The organism is Micromonospora sp. WMMD964 (assembly GCF_029581455.1).
In the GTDB taxonomy this organism is placed as follows: domain Bacteria; phylum Actinomycetota; class Actinomycetes; order Mycobacteriales; family Micromonosporaceae; genus Micromonospora.
Map to the genome: position 1 here is coordinate 6,478,265 of NZ_CP120860.1, position 21,973 is coordinate 6,500,237.

Genomic DNA, 21,973 nt, shown 5'->3' on the forward strand with positions numbered 1-21,973 from the left:
TCGGCCCTGACTGGTCAGTTCTGGGCCAGCAACTCGCCCACGTAGCGTGCCACGGCGCGCACCGTGGCGATGTTGCCGGGGTAGTCCATCCGCGTGGGCCCCAGCACCCCGAGACCACCGACGATCGTCGCGCCCGGGCCGTAGCCGGTGCTGACCACCGAGGCGGCCCGCAGGTTGTCGAACTCGTTCTCGTCGCCGATCAGCACCCGGGTCGTGCTCGGCTCGGTCTCCCCGATGAGCTTGAGGAGCACGACCTCCTCCTCCAGCGCTTCGAGGATCGGCCGCAGCGAACCCTGGAAGTCGAGCAGACCACCCCGGGTGAGGTTCGCGGTGCCGGCCAGCGCGATGCGTTCCTCGTGCCGCTCGACGAGCGTCTCCAGGAGCACCGTGGAGAGCATGGTCATCGTCGGCTGCAACTCGGGCGACGCCTCCTCGACCAGTGCCTGCACCAGCGGCGGCGTGTCGGACAGCCGAGCCCCGGCCAGCTTCTCGTTGACCAGCCGACGCAGGTCGGTGACGTCGTCGGCGGGCACCGGCCCGGGCAACTCCACCAGCCGCTGCTCCACCCGCCCGGTGTCGGCGATCATGACGAGCATCAGCCGGGTGGTGGAGATCGGCACCAGCTCCAGGTGACGCACCGAGGAACGGGCCAGCGACGGGTACTGCACGACGGCCACCTGCCGCGTCAACTGGGCGAGCAGCCGCACCGTGCGGTGCACCACGTCGTCGAGGTCGACCGCGCCGACCAGGAAGCGCTCGATGGCCCGACGCTCGGCCGGGCTGAGCGGCTTGACCCGGGACAACCGGTCGACGAAGAGTCGGTAGCCACGGTCGGTGGGCACCCGGCCGGCACTGGTGTGCGGCTGCCGGATGTAGCCCTCCTCCTCCAGCACGGCCATGTCGTTGCGGACCGTGGCCGGGGAGACCCCGAGCTGGTGCCGTTCGACCAGCGCCTTGCTGCCGACCGGCTCCTGGGTGGAGACGTAGTCCTCGACGATGGCGCGGAGCACGGCGAGTTTCCGGTCGTCGAGACCCATCCTCCGCACCTCCTGTCGCACGTCGGCCGCCGACCTCCGGGGCCGGCCGGGCCGTCCTGGCACTCGACTGTAACGAGTGCCAGTCTACGTCGGTGCACCCGCCGACGCGATGATCAACGGCGGCCGGTCGGTGCGGCCCGCGCCACCCCCACCGGTCCGATCGGCCCACACCGCCGGGCGGTGTCGCACTGGTGCGGCGTTGCCAGGTGCCCCTACCGTGACATCCATGACTGAACCTCCTCGCCCTCCCGGCGCGGGTGACCCCGGCAACCATCCGCCGGAGCCGACCTCCCCGGGTTCGTACCCGTCGGCCGAGCCACCCACCGCACCACTGTCCGGCGCACCGGGCCCGGGCGGCTATCCCCCGCCCGGTGGCTATCCGCCGCCCACCGGTGACCAACCGCCGTCAGGCGGCTACCCTCCGGCGGGTGGATACCCTCCGCCCGGGGGCTATCCCCCGCCCGGCGGCTACCCGACCGGCGGCGCGTACGGCGGCCCCGGCGGCGGCTACGCGAACAACGAAGACAAGACCTGGGCTCTGATCGCGCACTTCGGCGGCGCCGCCGGGATGATCATCAGCGGCGGCGTGCTCGGCTGGATCGCCCCGCTGGTGGCGATGCTGGTCCGCGGCAACCAGTCCCCGACCGTGCGGGCGCACGCCGTGGCGGCGCTCAACTTCCAGCTCATCTGGTCGATCGTCGGCCTGGTCGGCTGGGTGCTGTCCTGCATCCTGATCGGTTTCATCGGGGTCGGCGCGGCCATCATCCTCGGCGCGGTGTTCGGCATCCTGGCCGGAATCAAGGCCAACGAGGGGCAGCTCTACCGCTACCCGCTCTCCGCGAGCTTCGTCAAGTGACAGCGGGCCGGCCGCTCCCCCGGCCGGCCCCGCACCGTCCCGCTCAGGGCAGCAGGTCGCGCACCACCGCGTCGGCGAGCAGCCGCCCGCGCAGGGTGAGCACCGCCCGACCGGCCGCGTACTGGTCGGCGGCCAGCAGACCGTCGGCCAGCGCCCGCTCGGCGCCTGCCCGTCCGGTGGCGTCGAGCACGGCCAACGGGAGGCCGCCGGCGAGGCGTAGCCGCAGCATCACGTCCTCCATGTGCGCCTCGTCGGCGGTGAGCACCTCCCGCGCCAGGCCGGGAGACACGCCGTCGGCCAACCGCTGGGCGTACGCCGAGGGGTGCTTGACGTTCCACCACCGCACGCCACCGACGTGGCTGTGCGCCCCCGGCCCCAGGCCCCACCAGTCCGCGCCGGTCCAGTAGAGCAGGTTGTGCCGGCACCGGGCCTCGTCGGTGCGCGCCCAGTTGGAGACCTCGTACCAGGAGAGCCCGGCCGCGTCGAGAGCGGCCTCCGCGGCCAGGTAGCGGTCCGCGGCCACGTCGTCACTGGGGTACGCCAGTTCGCCGCGCCGCATCCGGGCGGCGAGCCGGGTGCCGTCCTCGACGATCAGGGCGTACGCGCTGACGTGGTCCACCCCAGCGGCGACCACCTGCTCCAACGAGGCGGCGAAGTCCTCGGCCCGCTCCCCCGGTGTCCCGTAGATCAGGTCCAGGTTGACGTGCTCGAAGCCGGCGTCGCGGGCTTCCAGGGCGGCGGCGGTGGCCCGCCCGGCGCTGTGTTTGCGGTCCAGGATCGCCAGCACCCCCGGCGACGCGGACTGCATGCCCAGCGAGATCCGGGTGTAGCCGGCGGCCCGCAGCAGCTTCAAGGATTCCGGGGTGACCGACTCCGGGTTGGCCTCGGTGGTCACCTCGGCGTCGGCGGCCAGCCCCCAGGTGCGGTCGATGCCGTCGAGGATGCGGGCCAGGTCGTCGGCGGGGAGCAGGGTGGGCGTGCCGCCACCGACGAAGACGGTGTCGACCCGGGGCGGTGGGCTGTCGCCCAGCACCCGGGCGGCGAGCGCCAGCTCGGCCAGGACGGTGTCGGCGTACCCGTCGCGGCTCGCGCCGCCGCCCAGCTCGGCGGCCGTGTAGGTGTTGAAGTCGCAGTAGCCGCAGCGACTGGCGCAGAACGGCACGTGGACGTACACGCCGAAGCCGCGTGCGCCGACCGCTGTGGTGGCGGTGGCGGGCAGCGATCCGTCGGCGGGGACGGTCTCACCATCTGGAAGGACGCCGGGCATGGCCACTAGTGTGCCCGGCATGACCTCTCCCGACGTCCTCGTGCGGGTCGCCACGGCCCGTGGGGTGACCACCCTCACCCTGGACAGCCCGCACAACCGCAACGCGCTCTCCACCGGTCTCATGACCCAGCTGCTGGCCGGGCTGGGTGACGCGGTCGCCGACGAGACGGTCCGGGCGATCGTGCTGGACCACACCGGCCCGGTCTTCTGCTCGGGTGCGGACCTGAAGGAGACGGCCGCCGCGTACGCCAGCGGGACGGTTCCCGCCGGCATGCTGGGTGACGTGCTCGCGGCGCTCTGGGAGTGCCCGAAGCCGGTGCTGGCCCGGGTGGGCGGGCCGGCGCGGGCCGGTGGGCTCGGCCTGATCGCCGCCGCCGACCTGGCGGTCTGCGCCGACGAGGCGACGTTCGCGTTCACCGAGGTGCGGATCGGGGTGATCCCGGCGGTGATCTCGGCGACTGTGCTGCCCCGGCTGCACCCGCGCGCCGCAGCCGAGCTGTACCTGACCGGGGACACCTTCGACGGGCGGCGGGCCGCCCAGGTCGGCCTGGTCACGGCCTCCGTGCCCGCCGCCGAGCTGGACGCCGCGGTGCGGGGCTACTGCGACTCGCTGGTGCGGGGCGCTCCCGGCGCGTTGGCCGGCGCGAAGGAGTTGCTGCGTCGACCGGGCACCGCCGAGCTGCGCGCGGACCTGGCCCGGCTGTCCGCCCTGTCGACCGGCTACTTCCTCTCCGAGGAGGGGCGCGAGGGAGTCACCGCGTTCCGGGAGAAGAGATTGACTCGATGGGTGGCCGCTCTGGACGGTGGTTCCGCTGATCATGCCGGGTAGGACCGGGGCTCACCGGTCGGCAGACCGGGGCCGCCGCGCCGCGGTGACCGTCGTGGGCGCCGCCGTCGAGCGGCGGCGCCCACCCGGCGGTCACCACGCGGTCGCGCCGCCGTCGACCGGATAGTTGGCGCCGGTGATGTAGGACGCCCGGTCGGAGGCGAGGAAGACCACCAGTTCGGCGACCTCCTCCGGCTGCGCGAAGCGCTTCAGCAGCGTCTTTCCGGTGATGGCGTCCCGGGCCGCCTGGTTGTCACCCAGGTCGCGCTCGCTGGCCGGGCTGATGATGGGCCCGGGGCTGACCGCGACCGCCCGGATGCCGTGTGGCGCGCCTTCGAGGGCGAGCTGTCGGGTCAGACCGATGACGCCGGCGTTCGCCGCGGTGTGGCCGACCATCGGGGGGACGTGACCGGCGATCGACCCCGCCATGGAGGCGGCGTTGATGATCACGCCACCGCCTCGCCGCACCAGGTGCGGCCAGGCGAACTTCGACACGAAGTACGGGATGTCGAGTTCTCCGGTGATGGTGTAGCGCCAGTCCTCGACCGAGAAGTCGGGCATCGGCCCGAAGCGGAGCGCCGCCGCGTTGTTGTAGACCACGTCGAGCCCGCCGTAGGCCGCTGCGGCGTCCTCGACGAGGGTACGCACCTGCTCCGGGTCGGTGAGGTCGACCGGGGCGATGCCCGTCATCTCACCGCCGGCGTTACGAACGAGTTCGACGGTCTCGTTGTTGCCGTCGACCTGGATGTCGGCTCCGACGACCTTCGCGCCCTCCCGCGCGAAGATCTGCGCGGCGACGCGTCCCAGACCGCCGCCGGTGCCGGTGACGAGTACGACCTTGCCGTCGAGCGTTCCCATGGAACTCCTCCTTGCTCCGTGACCGGTCCGGTCGCCGGTGTCGGACGGCCGGGCGGTCAAGCGATTGACATGTCAACTGCGGCAACTCCTTGACCGGTCAATCACTTCCCGGCGGGATCGAGGCCGTGACGTGCGGAACAGGCCGGACGGGCACCACGCGGAGCGCTGGCACGGTGTGTGCCTGATGCGCCTGATTGTCGCCGGGCGGGGCTGCGGCAGAGGGCCGTTCCGGCAGGTGAGACCGGGCCCAAAGCGGGAATGTCCCGATCGGCACGCCTCGGCAGAGCCGGTCCCGAACCGCTCAGACGACCCGGAGAGGTCCGGGGGGGACGTACGCTTGGGAGACTGTCGATCTGGGGGTGTGGGTGCGAACTCGGGCAACCGTGGCGGGTGGAGTGGTCCTCATCCTCGTCGCCGTGATCGCGATCTGGCTCGTCGTACGGCAGGTCGGTGACCGCCTCCAGTTACCCCTGGCGGCCCGGAAGTGCACAGTGCAGGCCGACGGCCGGGTCGCGCTCGACGCCGACCAGATGGCGAACGCGGCGACCATCGCGGCGATCGGCGCCCAGCGCAAGATGCCCGAGCGGGCCGTGGTGGTCGCGCTGGCCACCGCGTACCAGGAGTCCGGGCTGCGCAACCTCGCCGACGGCGACCGCGACTCGGTCGGCCTGTTCCAGCAGCGGCCCAGCCAGGGCTGGGGCACGCCGGCGCAGATCCGCGACCCGCGCTACGCGGCCAACCGGTTCTACGCGGCGCTCAAGAAGGTGCGCGGCTGGGAGAAGATGCGCGTCACCGACGCCGCCCAACGGGTGCAGCGTTCGGCCTTCCCGGAGGCCTACCAGAAGTGGGCCGACGACTCCGAGGTGCTCAGCCGAGCCCTGCTGGGCGACGCCACCGGAGCGGTCGCCTGCACGGTGGGGCGTACCCCGGTGATGCACGGCGCGGCGGCGGCCGCGCAACTGACCCGCAACCTGGTGCTGGACTGGGGGTTGAAGGGCCTCGACCCGACCGATCCGACCGGGCTGACGGTCACTCCCGGCGATCAACGCGACGGCTGGCGGTACGCGCACTGGTTGGTCTCCCACGCGCAGGACCACGGGGTCAAGCGCGTCCGCTTCGGCGACCTGGAGTGGACCGCCCGCGCCGGCACCTGGGGTCGAGCGGACGGCGAGCAGAGCCCCGCCGGTCAGGTGGTGGCCGAGGTGTTCAACGAGGGCTGACGACCCGGATCTCTTAACCGGCAGTCACCGCACAATCGGACAAATGCCCATCAAAGGTTGCATCGATCACGAAGATCTCACTCTCCGCAGCTCTCCCGCTGCGCGGGGTCCCGCTGCGGTCCACGCATCGAAGACTCCCTCCCCGAGGCATCGGCCGCCGCGTTACGATCGGCGGCCTGTGCCAGAAAAGGATTCACCTCATGGGGAGGGGTACGACGCGGTGTTCGATTACGGCGACCGGACCGGTTACGAACCGATCAGCGACACTGACCGCAAGGAGTTCCACGAGCAGGGCTTCCTCCTGCTGCGCAACGTCCTGACGGAGGACCACCGGGCGGCGCTGGAGGCGGCTGTCGACCGCGTCTACGCGGAGGAGCAGGCCAAGGGCACCACCAAGAAGGACGGCACCCTGCACCTGCTGGGCTTCCTGGAGCGCGACGAACTCTTCGGTGAGCTGCTGACCCACCCGATCGCCTTCCCGTACATGTGGGGGCTGGCCGGCTGGAACATCTACACCCACCACAACCACCTGGACGTCACCCCGCCGGCCGCCGAGCCGGAGAAGCCGTACTGGGGTTGGCACCAGGACGGGTACCGGCAGAACTCCGACCCGGAGACGATGGACCCGAACCTGCCCCGGCCGATGTTCTCGCTGAAGGTCGCGTACGTCCTGTCGGACCTGTCGGAGACCGGCCGTGGCGCCACCAAGGTCATCCCGGGCAGCCACCTGTGGAACTCGCTGGACCGGCCCAAGGACCTCAGCGTGCACAACCCGGACCCGGAGGGCACGGTGGAGATCACCGCCAACCCGGGTGACGCGTTCATCTTCGACCGCCGGCAGTGGCACTCGCGCTCGACGAACCTGTCGACGATCACCCGCAAGATGCTCTTCGTCGGCTACACCTACCGGTGGATCCGCCCGCTGGACGAGCTGCACCCCGACGTGAACGGCGAGTGGTACCGCAACCGCACCCCGGTCCAGCGCCAGCTGATCGGTGAGGGCACCCACACCGCCAACTACTGGGGCATCAACTGGGACGGGTACGTCGACGACGAGATCCCGCTGCGCAAGGAGCTCAAGGAGCGCGGTCTGCTCGACCGCAACATCCCCTGGCTCCGCTGACGTACCGCTGGAAGGAAGGCCCTCGGCAGACCGAGGGCCTTCCTCGCGTTCAGGCCTGACTGGCGAGCCGGCGGCGGACCTTCTCCCGGATCGGCTCCGGCAGGTCCTCCGCTTCGAGCAACCGAGGCAGCAACTCCGGCTCCAGGCTGGTGGCCCGGAACACCTCGCCGATGGTCACACCGTGTGCCGGCCGTTCCACCACCTCGACCGGGTCGCCCGGGCCCACCTCCCCCTCCCGGAGCACCCGCAGGTAGGCGCCGGGTAGCGCCCGGGCGGTGAACCGCTTGATCAGATCCGGTACGCCCCAGAACCCGGCGAAGGTGGTGCACGGCGTACGCGGCTTGGTGACCTGGAGCAGGGCCGAGCCGACCAGCCACTGCTCGCCGATCACCGCGCCGGTCACGTCGACCGCGTAGGTGGACAGGTTCTCCCCGAAGCCACCCGGTCGGATGTCACGGCCCAACTCGGCCGCCCACCAGGCGGCGTCCTCCTCGGCGTACGCGTACACCGCCTGGTCGGGACCGCCGTGATGGGCGCGCTCGCCGATGAAGTCGCCGACCACCCCGTCGACCCGGACCAACACCGGGCCGTCCACCGGCCGCTTGTCGATGCCGCTGCGACCACTCGCGTCGCCGGCCCACTCCGCCTCGGTCACCGTGCCGAGGTTCACCGCTGCCACCCTGCCCGTCATGACGGCCAGCCTAGTAAGGGTCAGATCCGCCCGCCCTCGCAGCGTGAGGTCAGCCCTCGACCACACCGGCCGCGGCGTGCAGCCCTTGACGAGCGCCGGCCACGGCGTGCGGGTCAGCCCTTGACGGCGCCGGCCACCAGGCCGGAGACCATCCGGCGCTGCACCAGCAGGAAGAAGATGATCACCGGCAGGGTGAACAGGGTGGACGCAGCCATCACCGGCCCCCAGTTGGTGTCGTCCCGGCCGAAGAAGAACGTCATCGCCACCGGCAGCGTGTAGCTCCCCTGGTCGTTGATGAACGTCAACGCGAAGATCAACTCGTTCCACGCGGTGATGAAGGAGAAGATGCTGGTGGCGACCAGTCCGGGCGCGACCAGCGGGAAGAGGACCCGCCGGAAGGTCTGGGCCCGGCTCGCGCCGTCGATGGCCGCCGCCTCCTCCAACTCCTTGGGCACCGCCGCGACGAATCCGCGCAGCATCCAGACCGCGAACGGCAGCGAGAAGCCGAGGTACGTGAGGATCAGGCTGGGCAGGGTGTTGTAGAGCCCCAGCCGCTGGATCATCAGGAACAGCGGGATGACCAGCGCCTCCAGTGGGATCATCTGCACCACCAGCAACATGATCAGGAAGCTGGTCCGCAGCTTGAAGCGGAACCGGGCCACCGCTGTCGCGGCCAGCAGGGCGACCAGGCCGCTGAGCACCACTGTGGAGACGGCGACCAACGCACTGTTGAGAAAGAAGTCGAGGAAACTCACGCCGGGGATCAGGTTGCCGGTCAGGATCTCCCGGTAGTGCGCCAGCGTCGGGTGGGTCGGCACCGGTTGCGGAGTGGCCGAGAAGATCTCGTTGCTGGGCTTCAGCGAGGTGGAGATCATCCAGTAGACCGGGAACGCCGCGAAGAGCGCGACCAGCAGCCCGGCGGCGTTGAGAGCGACCTTCTTCACGACTCGTCCTCCTGCCTGAGCACCATCCGAACGTAGAAGCCGGTGACCACGAGCAGGATCAGCGTGAGGATCACCGCGATGGCCGCGCCGAGTCCGTACTTCGGCGGTGGAGAGAAGGCTTCGGCGTACGAGTAGATGGCGAGCATGAACGTCGGCCGGTCCTGGGTGCCACCGGCCAGCACGAACTGCTGGGTGAACACCTTGAAGTCCCAGATCGTGGAGAGAATGATCAGGATCCCGAAGACCGGGCGCAGCAGCGGGAAGGTGATCTTCCAGAAGACCCGCCATGGGCTCGCGCCGTCCACCCGGGCCGCCTCGTGCAGCTCGCTCGGCACGCTCTTGAGACCGGCGAGCACGCTCACCGCGATGAACGGGAACGAGTGCCACACCACCACCAGGGTGAGGATGGCGAAGAAGAGCAGCGGTGAGTTGAACCAGCCGTATCCGGTCCAGTCGCTGCGGCCGAACAGGCTGGTGGAGAGCCCGTCGGGCAGCGCGTTGAACAGCCAGGTGGCGAGGCCGCTCGTGTCGTCGAAGATCCACTTCCAGACGATGGTGCCGGTCAACGCCGGGGTGGCCCAGGCAAGCATCACGCAACTGGCCACGAAGGTCGCCATCCTGCGGCCGAGCCGGTTGAGCAGGAGCCCGACCAGGGTGCCGAGGACCATGGTGAGCAGCACGTTGGCCGCCGCGAACAGGACCGTGTTGCGCAGGACGGTCAGGAAGAACGGGTCGGAGAGGATGTCGACGTAGTTGCCCAGCCCCACCCAGGGCCACTCACGGTCACCGCGCAGTTGCCGGACGTTGTTCAGTCGGTAGAAGGACATCACCACCACCTGGCCGAGCGGCCAGAGCAGCAGCACTCCGATGATCACCAACGCGGGCAGGAGCAGCAGGTAGGGCAGGCGGTCCACCCGGCGACGCCGCCGCGCGGGGGTCTCCCGCGCGGCGGACGTCTCCGGGTTTTTTGTCTGTGAGCTCACTTGCTGTTCAAAATGCCTTCCATCTCGGCGGCCGCGTCGGCGGTGGCCTTCTCGACCGTCTTCTGCCCCTTCATGACCGAGCTGTTCATCGCCTGGGTCACCGTCTTGGTGCGGCTGACCTCCACCCACTTCGGGGTGAGCGGCGTGAGCTTGGTGTTCTGCATGGTGGTGGCGAACGCCGCCATCACCTTGTCGTTGGCGTAGGTGTCACCCGCGACCAGGTCCTGGTAGACCGGGAAGAACCCGAGGCTGCTCGCGAAGCTCTGCGCGTTCTTCTTGTTCAGCAGCACGGTCAGGTAGTCCCAGGCCAGGTCCTGCCGCTCGCTGTCCTTCCAGATCGCCACGTCCGAACCACCGGCGAAACCGGGCGCCGCCTTGCCGTCCGGGCCGGGGATCGGGAACGTACCCCAGACCTTCTCGATCTCGGGGTTGTCCTTCTTGATGGCGCCCTGCTGCCAGCTTCCGGCGAAGGCCATCGCGGCCTTGCCGGTGGCGAACTGGGTCCGCGCGTCGATCTCGTTCCAGCCGGCCGCCGCGGGCGGGGCCACCTTGTGCACGGTCACCAGGTCGGTCCAGTACTTGACGGCCTTCTGCGCCTCCGGCGTGGTGTAGCCGGACTTCCAGGTGCCGCCCTGGTTGCTGGCGATCTCGCCGCCGGCCCCCCACAGGAAGGAGTAGAAGGGCAGCTCCGAATTGCCCGGCAGGGCGATGCCGTAGGTGCCCTTCTTCTTCGCCTGCACGGCCTTGGCGACGGCGACCAGGTCGTCCCAGGTCTTCGGCGGCTGCACCCCGGCCTCCGCGAACCAGTCGGTGCGGTAGTAGATGGCGCGCACCCCGGCGTACCAGGGCACGCCGTACTGCTTGCCGTCGAGCTGCGCGTTGCGGACCAGGTCGGGCAGCAGGTCCTTGCCGTCGGCCCAGCCGCCCATCCGACCGCTCACGTCGGCGAGCGCCTCCTGGGCCGCCCAGCCCTGGGTCTCGGTGTTGCCCAGCTCGGTGATGTCCGGTCCCTCACCGCCGGCGAGCGCCGCCTGGAACTTCTTGGGCGCCTCGAGCCAGGGGATGTACTGCACCACCACGTCGGTGTCGGGGTGCTTCTGGCGGAACTCCGTCTCGACGGAGTCGAGGAAGGTGTTCTGCGCCTCGCCGCCCTCGCCCATCATCCAGACCGTGAGCTTGCTGTCGTCAGCCGCGTCCTCGCCGGAGCCTCCGCAGCCGGTCAGCACCATCGCGGCCGAGGCCACCACGGCGGTGACCGGGGCCAGCCGCTTCCACCTGTTCACGCCACTTCTCCCCTCGCGCCGCTTGGAACTAACCTTCTCCGCCGCACCCTAGTACGGAGAATTCCTTTACGACAGTGGGCGGGACCGGCCGAAGCGTGGCGACCGTACCGCAGCAGCCCGACCAACGGCGCTGCGGCACCGGGTCGAAGTCGGGCACACCGGCACGAAAGAGCGCCCAGCCGAGGCCGGGCGCTCTTTCGTGTAGTGCTGTGTTGTCAGTGCTGTCCTGCCAGGTGATGCAGGGTCGTTACCGGGTGACGCGGCGGCGGCCACCGACACCGGCCACCAGAGCGACCGCGATCGCCGCGACGACAACCTGCACCAGCAGCTCGCCCCAGTCCACACCAGCGGTCTCAGTCGCGATCCCGATCGCCCGCGCCAACACCGTACCCAGCAGCGCCGCACCCACACCGATCAACAGATGCAGCCAGATCGGCATGTTCTGCCGACCCGGAACCACCAGGCGGCCAAGCGCGCCGACAATGAGACCAACAACGATCGCAGTGATGATGCCCCACACGGTGAGCTCCACGGCCACCCTCCCTCAAAGAATGTTCTGACACACAAGGTGTGCTTTCTGTCGTGACCGCTAAGTTCCCGACCGGCGGAAAATCCAAACCGACTTCGCTCACCAAACGATCACGACATGGCCGACAAGGACACGTTCCATCAGCCCGCCTGGGAGGATCGGGACCAACCCCCGCCACGATCGACCAGGTCGACTGAGTCGGCCCTGCCAGCCCCGCTGGCTCTGCCGGTCGAGCCCGGCAGCCCCTGCCAGTCCTGGCCGGGCGCCGCAGCGGGGCGAGGAGGGACCAGGCCCGACAGGCAGGGCTGTGGGGCCACGCTCGACCGGCAGCGCACGCTCGACCGGGCCGACGGAGTCGACCGACAAGACCGCCCTCGACCAGGCCGTCGGAGTCGACCGACAAGACCGCCCTCGACCAGGCCGTCGGCCCCCGGCAGGACGACTGGATTGGCTTGGCAGGCTCGGCCGCGCTCCGACTAAGCGAAAGATCGACTCCACCTCGGCGATGTTGCGGTATCAGGGTCGGCCAGAGACCGCCAGATCGGCGATCCGGAGTCGATCACCACGATCGCGCCGCCGGACCGCCACCAGCCGACACCAAGACTCCATTGATCATCCCGACCGGGGCACCGGGCACCGGGCACCGGGCACCGGGCACCGGGCACCGGGCACCGGGCACCGGACATGATCAACACGAGATCGCCGAAACTGCGGTATCCGAGGCAGCGGGATAGCCCGACTTCGCTGAACTCGAGTCGATCACGACTGCTGCCAGCGGATCAGGCCGACAAACGGGGCCCATGGCCGCCATTCCGTCCGGATAAAGAAACGCCAGGGGCGCCCAGCCTGTCGGCTGGACGCCCCTCGGAAGTGTCGCGGTGTTACGGCAGTGCTGGTGTCATCGGGTGACGCGGCGGCGGCCACCGACACCGGCCACCAGAGCGACCGCGATCGCCGCGACGACAACCTGCACCAGCAGCTCGCCCCAGTCCACACCAGCGGTCTCAGTCGCGATCCCGATCGCCCGCGCCAACACCGTACCCAGCAGCGCCGCACCCACACCGATCAACAGATGCAGCCAGATCGGCATGTTCTGCCGACCCGGAACCACCAGGCGGCCAAGCGCGCCGACAATGAGACCAACAACGATCGCAGTGATGATGCCCCACACGGTGAGCTCCACGGCCACCCTCCCTCAAAGAATGTCTGACACACGATCTGTGTGCTTCCTGTCGTGAGGGTTAGATGCCCGACCCACCGAAAATCCAAACCGACTCAGTCGCAAACAAATCGCCAACGTCGATGTCGACCGGTTGCGTCGTTTGAGTGGGGCGCGCGTCCATACAGGTCAGGCATCATGTTGCCCGGGGCGACGACCTCCCGCGAAAGCCCGAAAAAATCCTCCCCGCATCCCACGCCCCGGCCCACGTCCGGTGATCAAGAGGTTTGCGTCAGGATCCGGGTCTCCGGTGACGCAAACCTCTTGATCACCGCGGAGCAGCGGGTGGGGCAGCGCGAGCACGGCGGGGCAGCGCGAGCAGCGGGTGGGGCAGCGCGAGCAGCGGGTGGGGTTACTTCTTGGGGGCCTTGGTGTCGCCGGAGTCGGACGAGAGCGCTGCGATGAAGGCCTCCTGCGGGACCTCGACCCGGCCGACCATCTTCATCCGCTTCTTGCCTTCCTTCTGCTTCTCCAGCAGCTTGCGCTTACGGCTGATGTCACCGCCGTAGCACTTGGCGAGCACGTCCTTGCGGATGGCACGGATGGTTTCGCGGGCGATGACCCGGCTGCCGATGGCCGCCTGGATCGGCACCTCGAACTGCTGGCGCGGGATCAGCGTACGCAGCTTGGCGGCGATGGTGACGCCGTAGTTGTACGCCTTGTCCTTGTGCACGATGGCGCTGAAGGCGTCCACCGGCTCGCCGTGCAGCAGGATGTCCACCTTCACCAGATCGGACGCCTGCTCGCCGGAGGGCTCGTAGTCGAGCGAGGCGTAGCCCTTGGTGCGGCTCTTCAACTGGTCGAAGAAGTCGTAGATGATCTCTGCGAGGGGCAGCGTGTAGCGCAGCTCCACCCGGTCGGCGGAGAGGTAGTCCATGCCCAGGAGGGTGCCGCGTCGGCCCTGGCAGAGCTCCATGACCGCGCCCACGTAGTCGTTGGGCGTCAGTACGGTGGCTCGGACGACCGGCTCGTACACCTCGGCGATCTTGCCGGTGGGGTACTCGCTCGGGTTGGTCACCACGATCTCCGCGCCGTCGTCGGTGATCGCCCGGTAGACGACGTTCGGGGCGGTGGAGATCAGGTCGAGGTTGTACTCCCGCTCCAGCCGCTCTCGGATGATCTCCAGGTGGAGCAGGCCGAGGAAGCCGCAGCGGAAGCCGAAGCCGAGCGCGCCGGAGGTCTCCGGCTCGTAGTCCAGGGCGGCGTCGTTGAGCTTGAGCTTGTCCAACGCCTCGCGCAGGTTCGGGTAGTCGGACCCGTCGATCGGGTAGAGGCCGGAGTAGACCATCGGCTTCGGGTCCTTGTAGCCACCGAGCGGCTCGCCGGCCGGCCGGCTGTTGATGGTGACCGTGTCACCGACCCGGGACTGCCGGACGTCCTTCACGCCGGTGATCAGGTAACCGACCTCGCCGACGCCGAGCGCGTCGGCCTTGACCATCTCGGGCGAGATGACGCCGATCTCCAGCAGCTCGTGCACGGCCCCGGTGGACATCATCTTGATCCGTTCGCGGGCGCTGATCCGGCCGTCGATGACCCGGACGTACGTGACGACGCCGCGGTAGACGTCGTACACCGAATCGAAGATCATCGCCCGGGCGGGCGCCTCGGCGTCGCCGACCGGCGGCACGAACTGCCTGACGATCTCGTCGAGCAGGTGTGGAACGCCCTCGCCGGTCTTGCCGGAGACCCGGATGCAGTCGGCGGGGTCGCCGCCGATGAGGTGGGCCAGCTCCTCGGCGTACTTCTCCGGCTGTGCCGCCGGCAGGTCGATCTTGTTGAGCACCGGGATGATGCGCAGGTCGTTCTCGAGCGCCAGGTAGAGGTTGGCCAGGGTCTGCGCCTCGATGCCCTGGGCGGCGTCGACGAGCAGCACGGCACCCTCGCAGGCGGCCAGCGACCGGGACACCTCGTAGGTGAAGTCGACGTGCCCCGGGGTGTCGATCATGTTGAGCACGGCCTGCTCACCGGCCTGCTCGCCCTCGCGGATGGTCCACGGCATGCGAACGGCCTGGCTCTTGATGGTGATGCCGCGCTCGCGCTCGATGTCCATCCGGTCCAGGTACTGCGCGCGCATCTGCCGGGGATCGACCACACCGGTGAGCTGCAACATCCGGTCGGCCAGGGTCGACTTCCCGTGGTCGATGTGGGCGATGATGCCGAAGTTCCGGATGCGACCGGGGTCGGTGGCACCAGGGGCGTTCGCGCCGGGATCGAGCTTCGGTGGCACAGCGGTCCGTTCTGGTCGGCTGACGTGAACAGGCCGGCGCGCCGCCGACCCCCTCTATGTTCCCACGCCGCCGAGGTACGCCCACTGCGCGGGCGATGCATCGGTCCGCGGACGCCTCACTCCAGCGGTGGCTCGACGAAGAGCGCCGCCAGCCGGGGCAACCGCCGACGCGCCTCGTCCTCGTCGTCGAAGTCCCAGAAGTCGTTGAGGTCCGGCGTCCGCACCGGGTCCCGGTCCGCTGGTAGTTCGGTCGCGGTGGCCTTGCGGTACGCGTCCCAGGGCACCGACAGCATCCGCTCGGCGGAGAACTCCTCGCCGCTGAGCGAGGCCGCCCGCACCTGCGGCAGTTCGGCCAGCGAGTCCGGTTCGGCGACTGCGCGGGCGAAGACCGCCCGCCCCTGGGTCATCAGCCAGCCCCGGAAGTGCTCGAAGCCGTCGGCCGAGGCGCCACCGTTGATCAGGTACGCCGCGCCCCACAGGTCAGCCTTGTGCGAGGCGGCCAGCACCCGGGTCTGGTGTCTGGCGTACCCGACGATGTCCTCCGGATCGCGCTCCGCGAGCAGGGCGACGGCCCGCGCGGCGACCGGCCCGGGCTCTCCCCCGCCGCCGGCCCGGGCCTCGTCGATCAGCTGCCAGAAGTCCTCGGTCCTCATGGCTTGGCAGTCTGGCAGTGTCGCCGCGCGTCGCGCACGCACCCCGGGGCAGCATGGTGTGGTGTCCTCTCCTCCGTTGCCGCCGGTGCCCTACCACGCGAGCGCCCAACGGCCGTCCTGGTCGGCGTTGCCGGCGACGGTGCGGGCCGCGGTCGCCGACCGGCTCGGCGCGCCGGTGGTGACCGCCCGGGTCGCGGGCGCGGGCTTCACCCGCGGCTTCGCCGCAGTGCTCCACACCGCCGACGGCGGCCGGGCCTTCGTGAAGGCCGCACCCGCCGTCGAGCAACCGCACCTGGTCGAGTGGTACGCCCGGGAGGCGGCGATCCTGGAGCGGCTGCCGGTCGACCTTCCGGTGCCCCGCCCCCGGTGGACGCTGTACGAGGGCGACTGGTTCGTGCTCTGCACCGACGCCGTCGACGGCCACACCCCGCGCCTGCCCTGGGTGCCGGCCGAGTTGGCTGCCACCCTCAGCGGGTACGCCGAGGTCGCCGCCGCCCTGGCCGACCCGCCGGCCGAACTGACCGCCCTCAACCTGCCACACCTGGCCGATCTGGCCCGCTCGGACATCCTCTGGTGGGAGGAGGTCGCCGCCGGCCGCGAACCGGCGCCGCCGCTGCCCTCGTCGATCCTGGACCGGTTGCCCGACCTGGTCGCGTTGGAGGCCCTCCTCCCCCGGTACGCCGCCGAGGCGACCGGCCTGATCCACGGTGACCTGCGCGTCGACAACGTGCTGATCGGCGCGGACGGCCGAGCCTGGTTCTGCGACTGGACCTGGGTGGCCTCCGGACCGGCCTGGTTCGACCTGGCCGGACTGCTCCTCACCGCGTACGCCAGCGGGCTCGACGCGGACCGGCTCTTCGCCACCCACCCGGCGACCGCCGACGCGCCCCCGGACGCTCTGGACGCGACCCTGGCCGCGCTGGCCGGCTACTACCTCACCGGCGCGGCGGCGGCACCGGCGACGGCATCGCCACACCTGCCCGCCCACCAGCGGTGGAGCGGCGAGCAGTCGCTCGAGTGGCTGACCCGCCGGCGGGGCTGGCGCTGACAGCCGCCCGCCAGCCCCGGCGCCCCTCATCGGCCCGGTGGCCCGGCGGGCCCGGCACCCCAGCGGCCCGGCAGCCCTGCGGCCCCGGCAGCCCGGCGGCCCGGCGGCCCGGCGGCCCGGCGGCCCGGCGGCCCGGCGGCCCAGCGGCCCAGCGGCCCAGCGGCCCGGCGGCCCGGCGGCCCGGCGGCCCGGCGCCCCGGCGCCCCGGCGCCCCGGCGGCCCGTGATCGACTCGGGCTCCTTGAAGTCGGGCTGTCAGGCGCGGTCGGATACCGCGGTTTGCGGGAAGCCGAGTGGAGCATGCGTCGAGCGTCCAGGTAGCGCGCGGACCCCGTTCGGGCCGAGCCGTTTTGGCTCGTCCCGGGCAACCTGGTAGCCTGGCTCTTCGCGTGGCGATGACGCATGTTCGTCATCCAGCGCGCAAGCTGACCAACCCGAGCTATCAAGACGAGGCTGTCGCGTGGCGAACATCAAGTCCCAGATCAAGCGCAACCGGCAGAACGAAAAGGCCCGGCTGCGCAACAAGTCGGTCAAGTCGTCGCTGAAGACCGCCGTCCGGAAGTTCCACGAGGCTGCCGAGGCCGGTGACGTCGAGAAGGCGACCGCGCTCATGCAGGACGCCTCGCGCAAGCTGGACAAGGCCGTCAGCAAGGGCGTGATCCACGCCAACCAGGCCGCGAACCGCAAGTCCGCGATCGCGAAGCGCGTGGTGTCGCTCTCCGCCTGACGACCACACCGTCAGACTGATTCGGAAAGCCCCGGGCCACGGCCCGGGGCTTCCGTGTGTCCGCAGCCCGGTCGCACCAGTCCGCTCGGTGAGCCGGCCCGCTCGGGCGGTGGAGAGTGCGCGGATCGCGTTGCGCCCCGAGGGTCGCGCACAGGGCCCTACGGGCGGGGGCGACCACCCGACAGGCGGTGTGCTCGACCTGACGGTGGTCATCGAGCCCGGCGCCGATCTGATCAACTTCCGGGTCTCGCACGGCTACCGCGACCCGGCCCAGGTGGCCACGGCGACGCTGCCATGCTCCGCCAGGCCGCGCGCACAGCCCGGCACCACCCCGACAGAGCGCACGTCGAACCCGACGCGTCGCCGCCCGCCCGGCTGGGCTCAGTCCGACCGGTCGGTACGGCGAGGCGGTGGCACCGCGTCTGCGTTGATCACCACGCCGGTGACAGTGTGTGAGACCCACTCCACCTGGGCCCGCCCTACCGCCGGTTCCATCTGACGGCGGAACCGGTCCCGTTCCTGCTCGGGCACGAGCGCGGCGGAACGGACGACGATGGCGGCCACCATGTCGTTGAGCTTGACCATCGCCGCCACCACGACCGGCAGCACCAGCACCGCCCACCAGGTGACCAGCTCGGCGAGGGAGAGCAGCGCCGCCAGGGCGATGGTGCCCTCGAAGAAGAGGAAGCACAGCACGCCGCCGGGGTTGACGAACCGCAGGCCGAGGATCCGGGCGTAGAGCGGCCGGTACCGCTCCTCGTCCGCTCCGATGGTGGCCCACACCGGGCGGTTCGCCCCCGTCACCTGGTGCTGCCCTGCCGGGCCGCCGCGACGGAGAAGACCGCGCGCTCCAGGGCGTACGCCCGGTCGTCGGAGCCACCCTTGACGGCCGCGTTGCACTCGGCGGCGACCTGCATGGCCCGGACCAGGCCCTCCGGGGTCCAGCCACGTCCCTGCCGCTGTGCGCGCTCGATCTTCCAGGCCGGCATGCCGAGGCTGCTGGCGAGCTGGTACGGGTTACCGCGCCCGGCCGACGCCACCCGGGCGACGGTGCGTACTCCGTCGGCCAGGGCGTCGGCGATGGGCACCGGGTCGACCCCGACGTGCAGGGCCCAGCGCAACGCCTCCAGCGCCGCCGGCACGTCACCGACCATGGTGGCGTCCGCCACCGTGAAGCCGGTCACCTCGACCCGGCCCCGGTAGTAGCGCGCGACCGTGTCGGCGCTGATCCGCCCGTCGGTGTCGGCGATCAGTTGGGAGCAGGCGGCGGCCAGCTCGCGAAGGTCGTTGCCGACCGCCGCGATGAGTGCCTCCGCGGCGTCGTCGGTGCACTTTCCGCCGGCTCGGCGGATCTCGTCCCGGACGAAGGCCAACCGGTCGCGGTGCCCCTTCAGTTTGGCCGCCGGTACGACGGTCGCTCCGGCCGTGCGCAGTCCGTCGGCGAACGCCTTGCCCTTGGCCCCGCCCAGGTGCAGGACCAGGAGTTGGACGTCCGGGTCGGGATTCTTCGCGTACGCCAACAGCGCGGCGACCAGGTCCTTGCGGGCATCCTGGCCGGAGCGCAGGATCAGCAGCCGCCGCCCACCGAACAGCGATGGGCTGAGCATCTCCGCGATCTCGCCCACGGTGAGCGCACCGGCCTGGTACTCGCGGACGTCCACCTCGGGGTCGACGCTGCGAACCTTCGTGACAGCTTCGGTGACCGCGCGCGTGGCGAGCAGCTCCTCGTCACCGAGGACGAGCAGAATGGGGGCGAGGCCGGCGGGGGTCACGCCGCCCATATTCGCACGCCCCAGGGCGGGATCGTGCCTGCTCATTCACTGCTTGGTCGGCGGAGCCCGCACACAACGCAAATCCCGACATTTATCTCAATTGCCTTTTAGCCCTCAATTCGGACGGACTTGACCGTGCCCGAGCTGCTGCCCAGCACGGCATGGCGGGTATCAACCCGATCATGCCGCGATGGCCCGTGGCCACGGCGACCGCGCTGATCCAGGCGAGATCAGCGACCGCGAATCGACAGGTGGGGCCTCAGGGCGGCTGGCCCGGTGGCACCCCTCGGTGGGCGACTGCCAGGCCGTTGCTCGTCCGAACCGCTGCCAGGTCGCCGTCGGTGTCGGTCCGCAGCACCCGAGCGCCTCCCCTGCTCAACCGACCGAGCAATCCGGGGCTCGGGTGCCCGTAGGTGTTGCCGGTGCCCACCGGCACGAGCGCCACGGCGGGCCGTACCGCGTCGAGGAACCCTGGGTCCTGGTACGCCGAACCGTGGTGGGCGACCTTCAACACGTCCGCCCGCAACTGACCCGGAGCAGCCCGTGCCACCATCGCGTGCTGCTCCTCGGCCTCTGCGTCGCCGGGGAGCAGGATCCGTACCCCGGCCACCGTGGCGCGCAGCACCAACGAGTTGTTGTTCGGGTCGGACCTGGTGCCGGCCAGCGGGTACGGCGGGCCGAGCACCAGCAGGTCGACCGCGCCCACCGGATGTCGAGCGCCGGCCACAGTGGTCAGCAACGCGGCCCGCCCACCGGACGCCTCCGCCCGGACGAGGTCCCGACCGGTCTCCGGGTCCGTCGAGGACGGCGTCAGCACGGCACCGACCCGGCGGCCCCGGAACACCCCGGCCACTCCACCGACGTGGTCGGCGTGGAAGTGACTGATCACCAGCAGCGGCACCTCCCGCACGCCGAGCCGGCGCAGACAGCCGTCCACCGCACCCGGCTCCGGCCCGGCGTCCACCACCACGGCCCGGCCGGGGGCGACCGGCAGCACCACGGCGTCGCCCTGACCCACGGCGCAGACCACCACCACCCAGCCCGGCGGCGGCCACCCGGCGTGGACCAGCCGAACCGGAAGCGCACCGAAGACCGCCGCGACGGCGACGACGGCCACCAGTCGCCGTACGAGTGGTCGGCGCACCGCGACCAGCAGAGCGACGGTCAGCGCGGTCAGCAGTAGAGCGCCCGGCAGCCCGCCCGGCCACGACAGGGTGCCGCCCGGCAGCCGTGCGCCCTGGCGGGCGACGACCACCAACCACCAGGCCGGCCAGCTCGCCAACCAGGCGAGGAACTCGGCGCCACCCGGCCAGATCGGCGACACCATGGCCGCCAGCACGCCGAGCACTGTCGCCGGCGCGATCGCCGGCACCGCCAGCAGGTTGGCCGGCACCGCCACCAGGCTGACCGTGCCGGAGATCCCGGCGACGACCGGACCGCAGGCCAGCTGCGCCGCCGCCGGCACAGCCAGCGCCTCGGCCAACCCGGCCGGTACGCCCCGCCGCCGCAGCCCGTCACGCCAGCGCGGTGCGAGCAGCAGCAGGCCGCCGGTGGCCAGCACGGAGAGCGCGAACCCGGGATCACCGGCCAACTCCGGGTCGACCAGCACCAGCACGGTCACGGCGGCGGCGAGCGCGGGCAGCGCGGCCCGGGGTCGACCGGAGGCGAGCGCCGCGAGGCCGATCGCTCCCATCGTCGCGGCCCGCAGGACGCTCGGCGACGGGCGGACCAGGATGACGAAGCCCACCAGCGCGACCCCGCAGAGCCCGACGGCGAGCCACGGACCGGCCCGCGCCCACCGGGCCAGCAACAACACCGCACCTACGACAATCGCCACGTTGCTCCCCGACACAGCGTTGAGATGTGTCATTCCGGTGGCCCGGAAATCTGCTTCGACGGCGGGCGGGAGGTGGCTGGTATCCCCCACCACCAGGCCGGGAAGCAGCCCACCCGGATCGTCGGGCAACGGGGCGCAGGCTCGTTGCAGGCCGGCCCGCAGCGACCCGGCGGCGCGTTGCGCCCAGCTCGACGTGCCGTGTCGCTCCGGCGCGCCGTTGGTGCTGAGCACGGCGGCGGTGAGATCGCCACCGCGCGGGACGCCGAGCCGGCCGTCGACGCTGAGGCGCTGCCCGGGGAGCAGGCCCCGCCAGGACGGGTCGGCCGCCAGGACGAGCAACCGCACCGAGGAGTGGATCCGCCGACCGTCCGGGCCGGTGAGCCGGACCAACTCCGTCGACACCAGCAGCAGGCCCGGGCGGCCGGCGCTCCGGATCGGACGCGGATCGTCCCGCACCACCAGGTCGACGGTGACCGGAGCACGCTGCTCGGCCAGCACACGGATCGCCGGTGCGTCGCGAACGGCGAGGCGCGCCCCGGTTGCCGCACCACCGCAGACCACGCCGAGACCGACCGCCACGGCAACCCACCCGTAGCGCCGCGCCACGGCCCGGGGACGGCCGAGCCGGCCGAGCAGGTGCAGAGCACCGACCGCCGTCACACCGGCCGCCGCGCCGGCCCCCAGCAGGACGGCCGAGCCGCCGAGGTGCAGGCCGACGAGCGCGGTGAGCCAGGCGGCCACGGCGAGCCCAGCCAGTCGCAGATCCGGCGGCTCGGGCCGGGCCGGACCGGCCGCCGTGCCTCGCTGCGGGAGACCGACCGGGGGCCCGGATCGAAGCTGGTCGGCCGGCGGCGGGCCAGGGGTGACACTGGAC

At 71.1% G+C, this 21,973-nt stretch carries 20 protein-coding genes; 6 read left to right on the forward strand and 14 right to left on the reverse strand.

Features of this window, described 5'->3' with window-relative positions; translation table 11 throughout:
- Nucleotides 1–14: 14 nt before the first annotated feature.
- Nucleotides 15–1,037 (reverse strand): heat-inducible transcriptional repressor HrcA, encoded by a 1,023-nt coding sequence (gene hrcA / locus O7616_RS29485; RefSeq protein ID WP_282257126.1) that lies wholly within the window; start codon nucleotides 1,035–1,037, stop codon nucleotides 15–17.
- A gap of 226 nt (nucleotides 1,038–1,263) precedes the next feature.
- Between hrcA and O7616_RS29490 the strand changes: the two genes are divergently transcribed.
- Nucleotides 1,264–1,893: a DUF4870 domain-containing protein gene (locus tag O7616_RS29490; protein WP_282257125.1), complete on the forward strand. Its 630-nt coding sequence runs from the start codon at nucleotides 1,264–1,266 to the stop codon at nucleotides 1,891–1,893.
- A 43-nt stretch (nucleotides 1,894–1,936) separates the two neighbouring features.
- Here O7616_RS29490 and hemW read toward each other — a convergent pair whose 3' ends face one another.
- The gene (gene hemW / locus O7616_RS29495) at nucleotides 1,937–3,160 is read right to left on the reverse strand and encodes a radical SAM family heme chaperone HemW (protein WP_282307770.1); all 1,224 of its coding nucleotides are present in this window, start codon (nucleotides 3,158–3,160) and stop codon (nucleotides 1,937–1,939) included.
- A 19-nt stretch (nucleotides 3,161–3,179) separates the two neighbouring features.
- Between hemW and O7616_RS29500 the strand changes: the two genes are divergently transcribed.
- Nucleotides 3,180–3,989 (forward strand): enoyl-CoA hydratase-related protein, encoded by an 810-nt coding sequence (locus tag O7616_RS29500; RefSeq protein ID WP_282304935.1) that lies wholly within the window; start codon nucleotides 3,180–3,182, stop codon nucleotides 3,987–3,989.
- 90 nt (nucleotides 3,990–4,079) lie between these two features.
- On the opposite strand, the gene O7616_RS29505 is transcribed toward O7616_RS29500, so the two are convergent.
- A complete protein-coding gene (locus tag O7616_RS29505) occupies nucleotides 4,080–4,844 on the reverse strand; it encodes an SDR family NAD(P)-dependent oxidoreductase (protein ID WP_282257123.1) in 765 nt (254 codons plus the stop codon).
- 359 nt (nucleotides 4,845–5,203) lie between these two features.
- Between O7616_RS29505 and O7616_RS29510 the strand changes: the two genes are divergently transcribed.
- Both O7616_RS29510 and O7616_RS29515 read left to right on the forward strand, forming a co-directional pair.
- On the forward strand, nucleotides 5,204–6,064 hold the full coding sequence (locus tag O7616_RS29510; RefSeq protein WP_282304937.1) for a hypothetical protein: 861 nt from the start codon (nucleotides 5,204–5,206) through the stop codon (nucleotides 6,062–6,064).
- 220 nt (nucleotides 6,065–6,284) lie between these two features.
- Nucleotides 6,285–7,187 (forward strand): phytanoyl-CoA dioxygenase family protein, encoded by a 903-nt coding sequence (locus O7616_RS29515; protein WP_088988074.1) that lies wholly within the window; start codon nucleotides 6,285–6,287, stop codon nucleotides 7,185–7,187.
- Nucleotides 7,188–7,236: 49 nt separating this feature from the next.
- Here the strand turns inward: O7616_RS29515 and O7616_RS29520 are convergent, their stop codons facing one another.
- The 8 genes from O7616_RS29520 to O7616_RS29555 all read right to left on the reverse strand — a co-directional run bounded on the left by O7616_RS29520 (nucleotide 7,237) and on the right by O7616_RS29555 (nucleotide 15,716).
- Nucleotides 7,237–7,878, reverse strand: coding sequence for an MOSC domain-containing protein (locus O7616_RS29520; RefSeq protein WP_282304938.1), 642 nt, complete (start codon nucleotides 7,876–7,878; stop codon nucleotides 7,237–7,239).
- Nucleotides 7,879–7,991: 113 nt separating this feature from the next.
- Entirely contained in the window at nucleotides 7,992–8,822 is an 831-nt protein-coding gene (locus tag O7616_RS29525; RefSeq protein WP_269682769.1) for a carbohydrate ABC transporter permease, read from the reverse strand.
- Nucleotides 8,819–9,805, reverse strand: a complete 987-nt coding sequence (locus O7616_RS29530; RefSeq protein WP_282304939.1) for a sugar ABC transporter permease — start codon at nucleotides 9,803–9,805, stop codon at nucleotides 8,819–8,821. The genes O7616_RS29525 and O7616_RS29530 overlap by 4 nt, the downstream gene beginning before the upstream one ends.
- Entirely contained in the window at nucleotides 9,802–11,088 is a 1,287-nt protein-coding gene (locus tag O7616_RS29535; RefSeq protein WP_282304940.1) for a sugar ABC transporter substrate-binding protein, read from the reverse strand. The genes O7616_RS29530 and O7616_RS29535 overlap by 4 nt, the downstream gene beginning before the upstream one ends.
- 247 nt (nucleotides 11,089–11,335) lie before the next feature.
- Complete coding sequence (locus tag O7616_RS29540) at nucleotides 11,336–11,620, reverse strand: GlsB/YeaQ/YmgE family stress response membrane protein (RefSeq protein ID WP_088991454.1); 285 nt, start codon at nucleotides 11,618–11,620, stop codon at nucleotides 11,336–11,338.
- An 895-nt stretch (nucleotides 11,621–12,515) separates the two neighbouring features.
- Nucleotides 12,516–12,800 carry a GlsB/YeaQ/YmgE family stress response membrane protein gene (locus O7616_RS29545; RefSeq protein WP_088991454.1) on the reverse strand — a complete coding sequence of 95 codons (285 nt, stop codon included), beginning with the start codon at nucleotides 12,798–12,800 and terminating at the stop codon, nucleotides 12,516–12,518.
- A gap of 388 nt (nucleotides 12,801–13,188) precedes the next feature.
- Nucleotides 13,189–15,063, reverse strand: coding sequence for a translation elongation factor 4 (lepA, locus tag O7616_RS29550; RefSeq protein ID WP_282257118.1), 1,875 nt, complete (start codon nucleotides 15,061–15,063; stop codon nucleotides 13,189–13,191).
- 116 nt (nucleotides 15,064–15,179) lie between these two features.
- Entirely contained in the window at nucleotides 15,180–15,716 is a 537-nt protein-coding gene (locus O7616_RS29555; protein ID WP_282257117.1) for a DUF4240 domain-containing protein, read from the reverse strand.
- Between the two features lie 61 nt (nucleotides 15,717–15,777).
- On the opposite strand from O7616_RS29555, the gene O7616_RS29560 reads away from it, so the two are divergent.
- A complete protein-coding gene (locus O7616_RS29560; protein ID WP_282304941.1) occupies nucleotides 15,778–16,764 on the forward strand; it encodes a phosphotransferase in 987 nt (328 codons plus the stop codon).
- Between the two features lie 459 nt (nucleotides 16,765–17,223).
- Complete coding sequence (rpsT, locus tag O7616_RS29565; RefSeq protein WP_282257114.1) at nucleotides 17,224–17,490, forward strand: 30S ribosomal protein S20; 267 nt, start codon at nucleotides 17,224–17,226, stop codon at nucleotides 17,488–17,490.
- Nucleotides 17,491–17,871: 381 nt separating this feature from the next.
- Here the strand turns inward: rpsT and O7616_RS29570 are convergent, their stop codons facing one another.
- The 3 genes from O7616_RS29570 to O7616_RS29580 all read right to left on the reverse strand — a co-directional run bounded on the left by O7616_RS29570 (nucleotide 17,872) and on the right by O7616_RS29580 (nucleotide 21,861).
- Nucleotides 17,872–18,294, reverse strand: a complete 423-nt coding sequence (locus O7616_RS29570) for a hypothetical protein (protein ID WP_282304943.1) — start codon at nucleotides 18,292–18,294, stop codon at nucleotides 17,872–17,874.
- Complete coding sequence (gene holA, locus O7616_RS29575) at nucleotides 18,291–19,271, reverse strand: DNA polymerase III subunit delta (protein ID WP_282257112.1); 981 nt, start codon at nucleotides 19,269–19,271, stop codon at nucleotides 18,291–18,293. The genes O7616_RS29570 and holA overlap by 4 nt, the downstream gene beginning before the upstream one ends.
- Nucleotides 19,272–19,521: 250 nt before the next feature.
- On the reverse strand, nucleotides 19,522–21,861 hold the full coding sequence (locus O7616_RS29580; protein ID WP_282307771.1) for a ComEC/Rec2 family competence protein: 2,340 nt from the start codon (nucleotides 21,859–21,861) through the stop codon (nucleotides 19,522–19,524).
- Nucleotides 21,862–21,973: the final 112 nt, after the last annotated feature.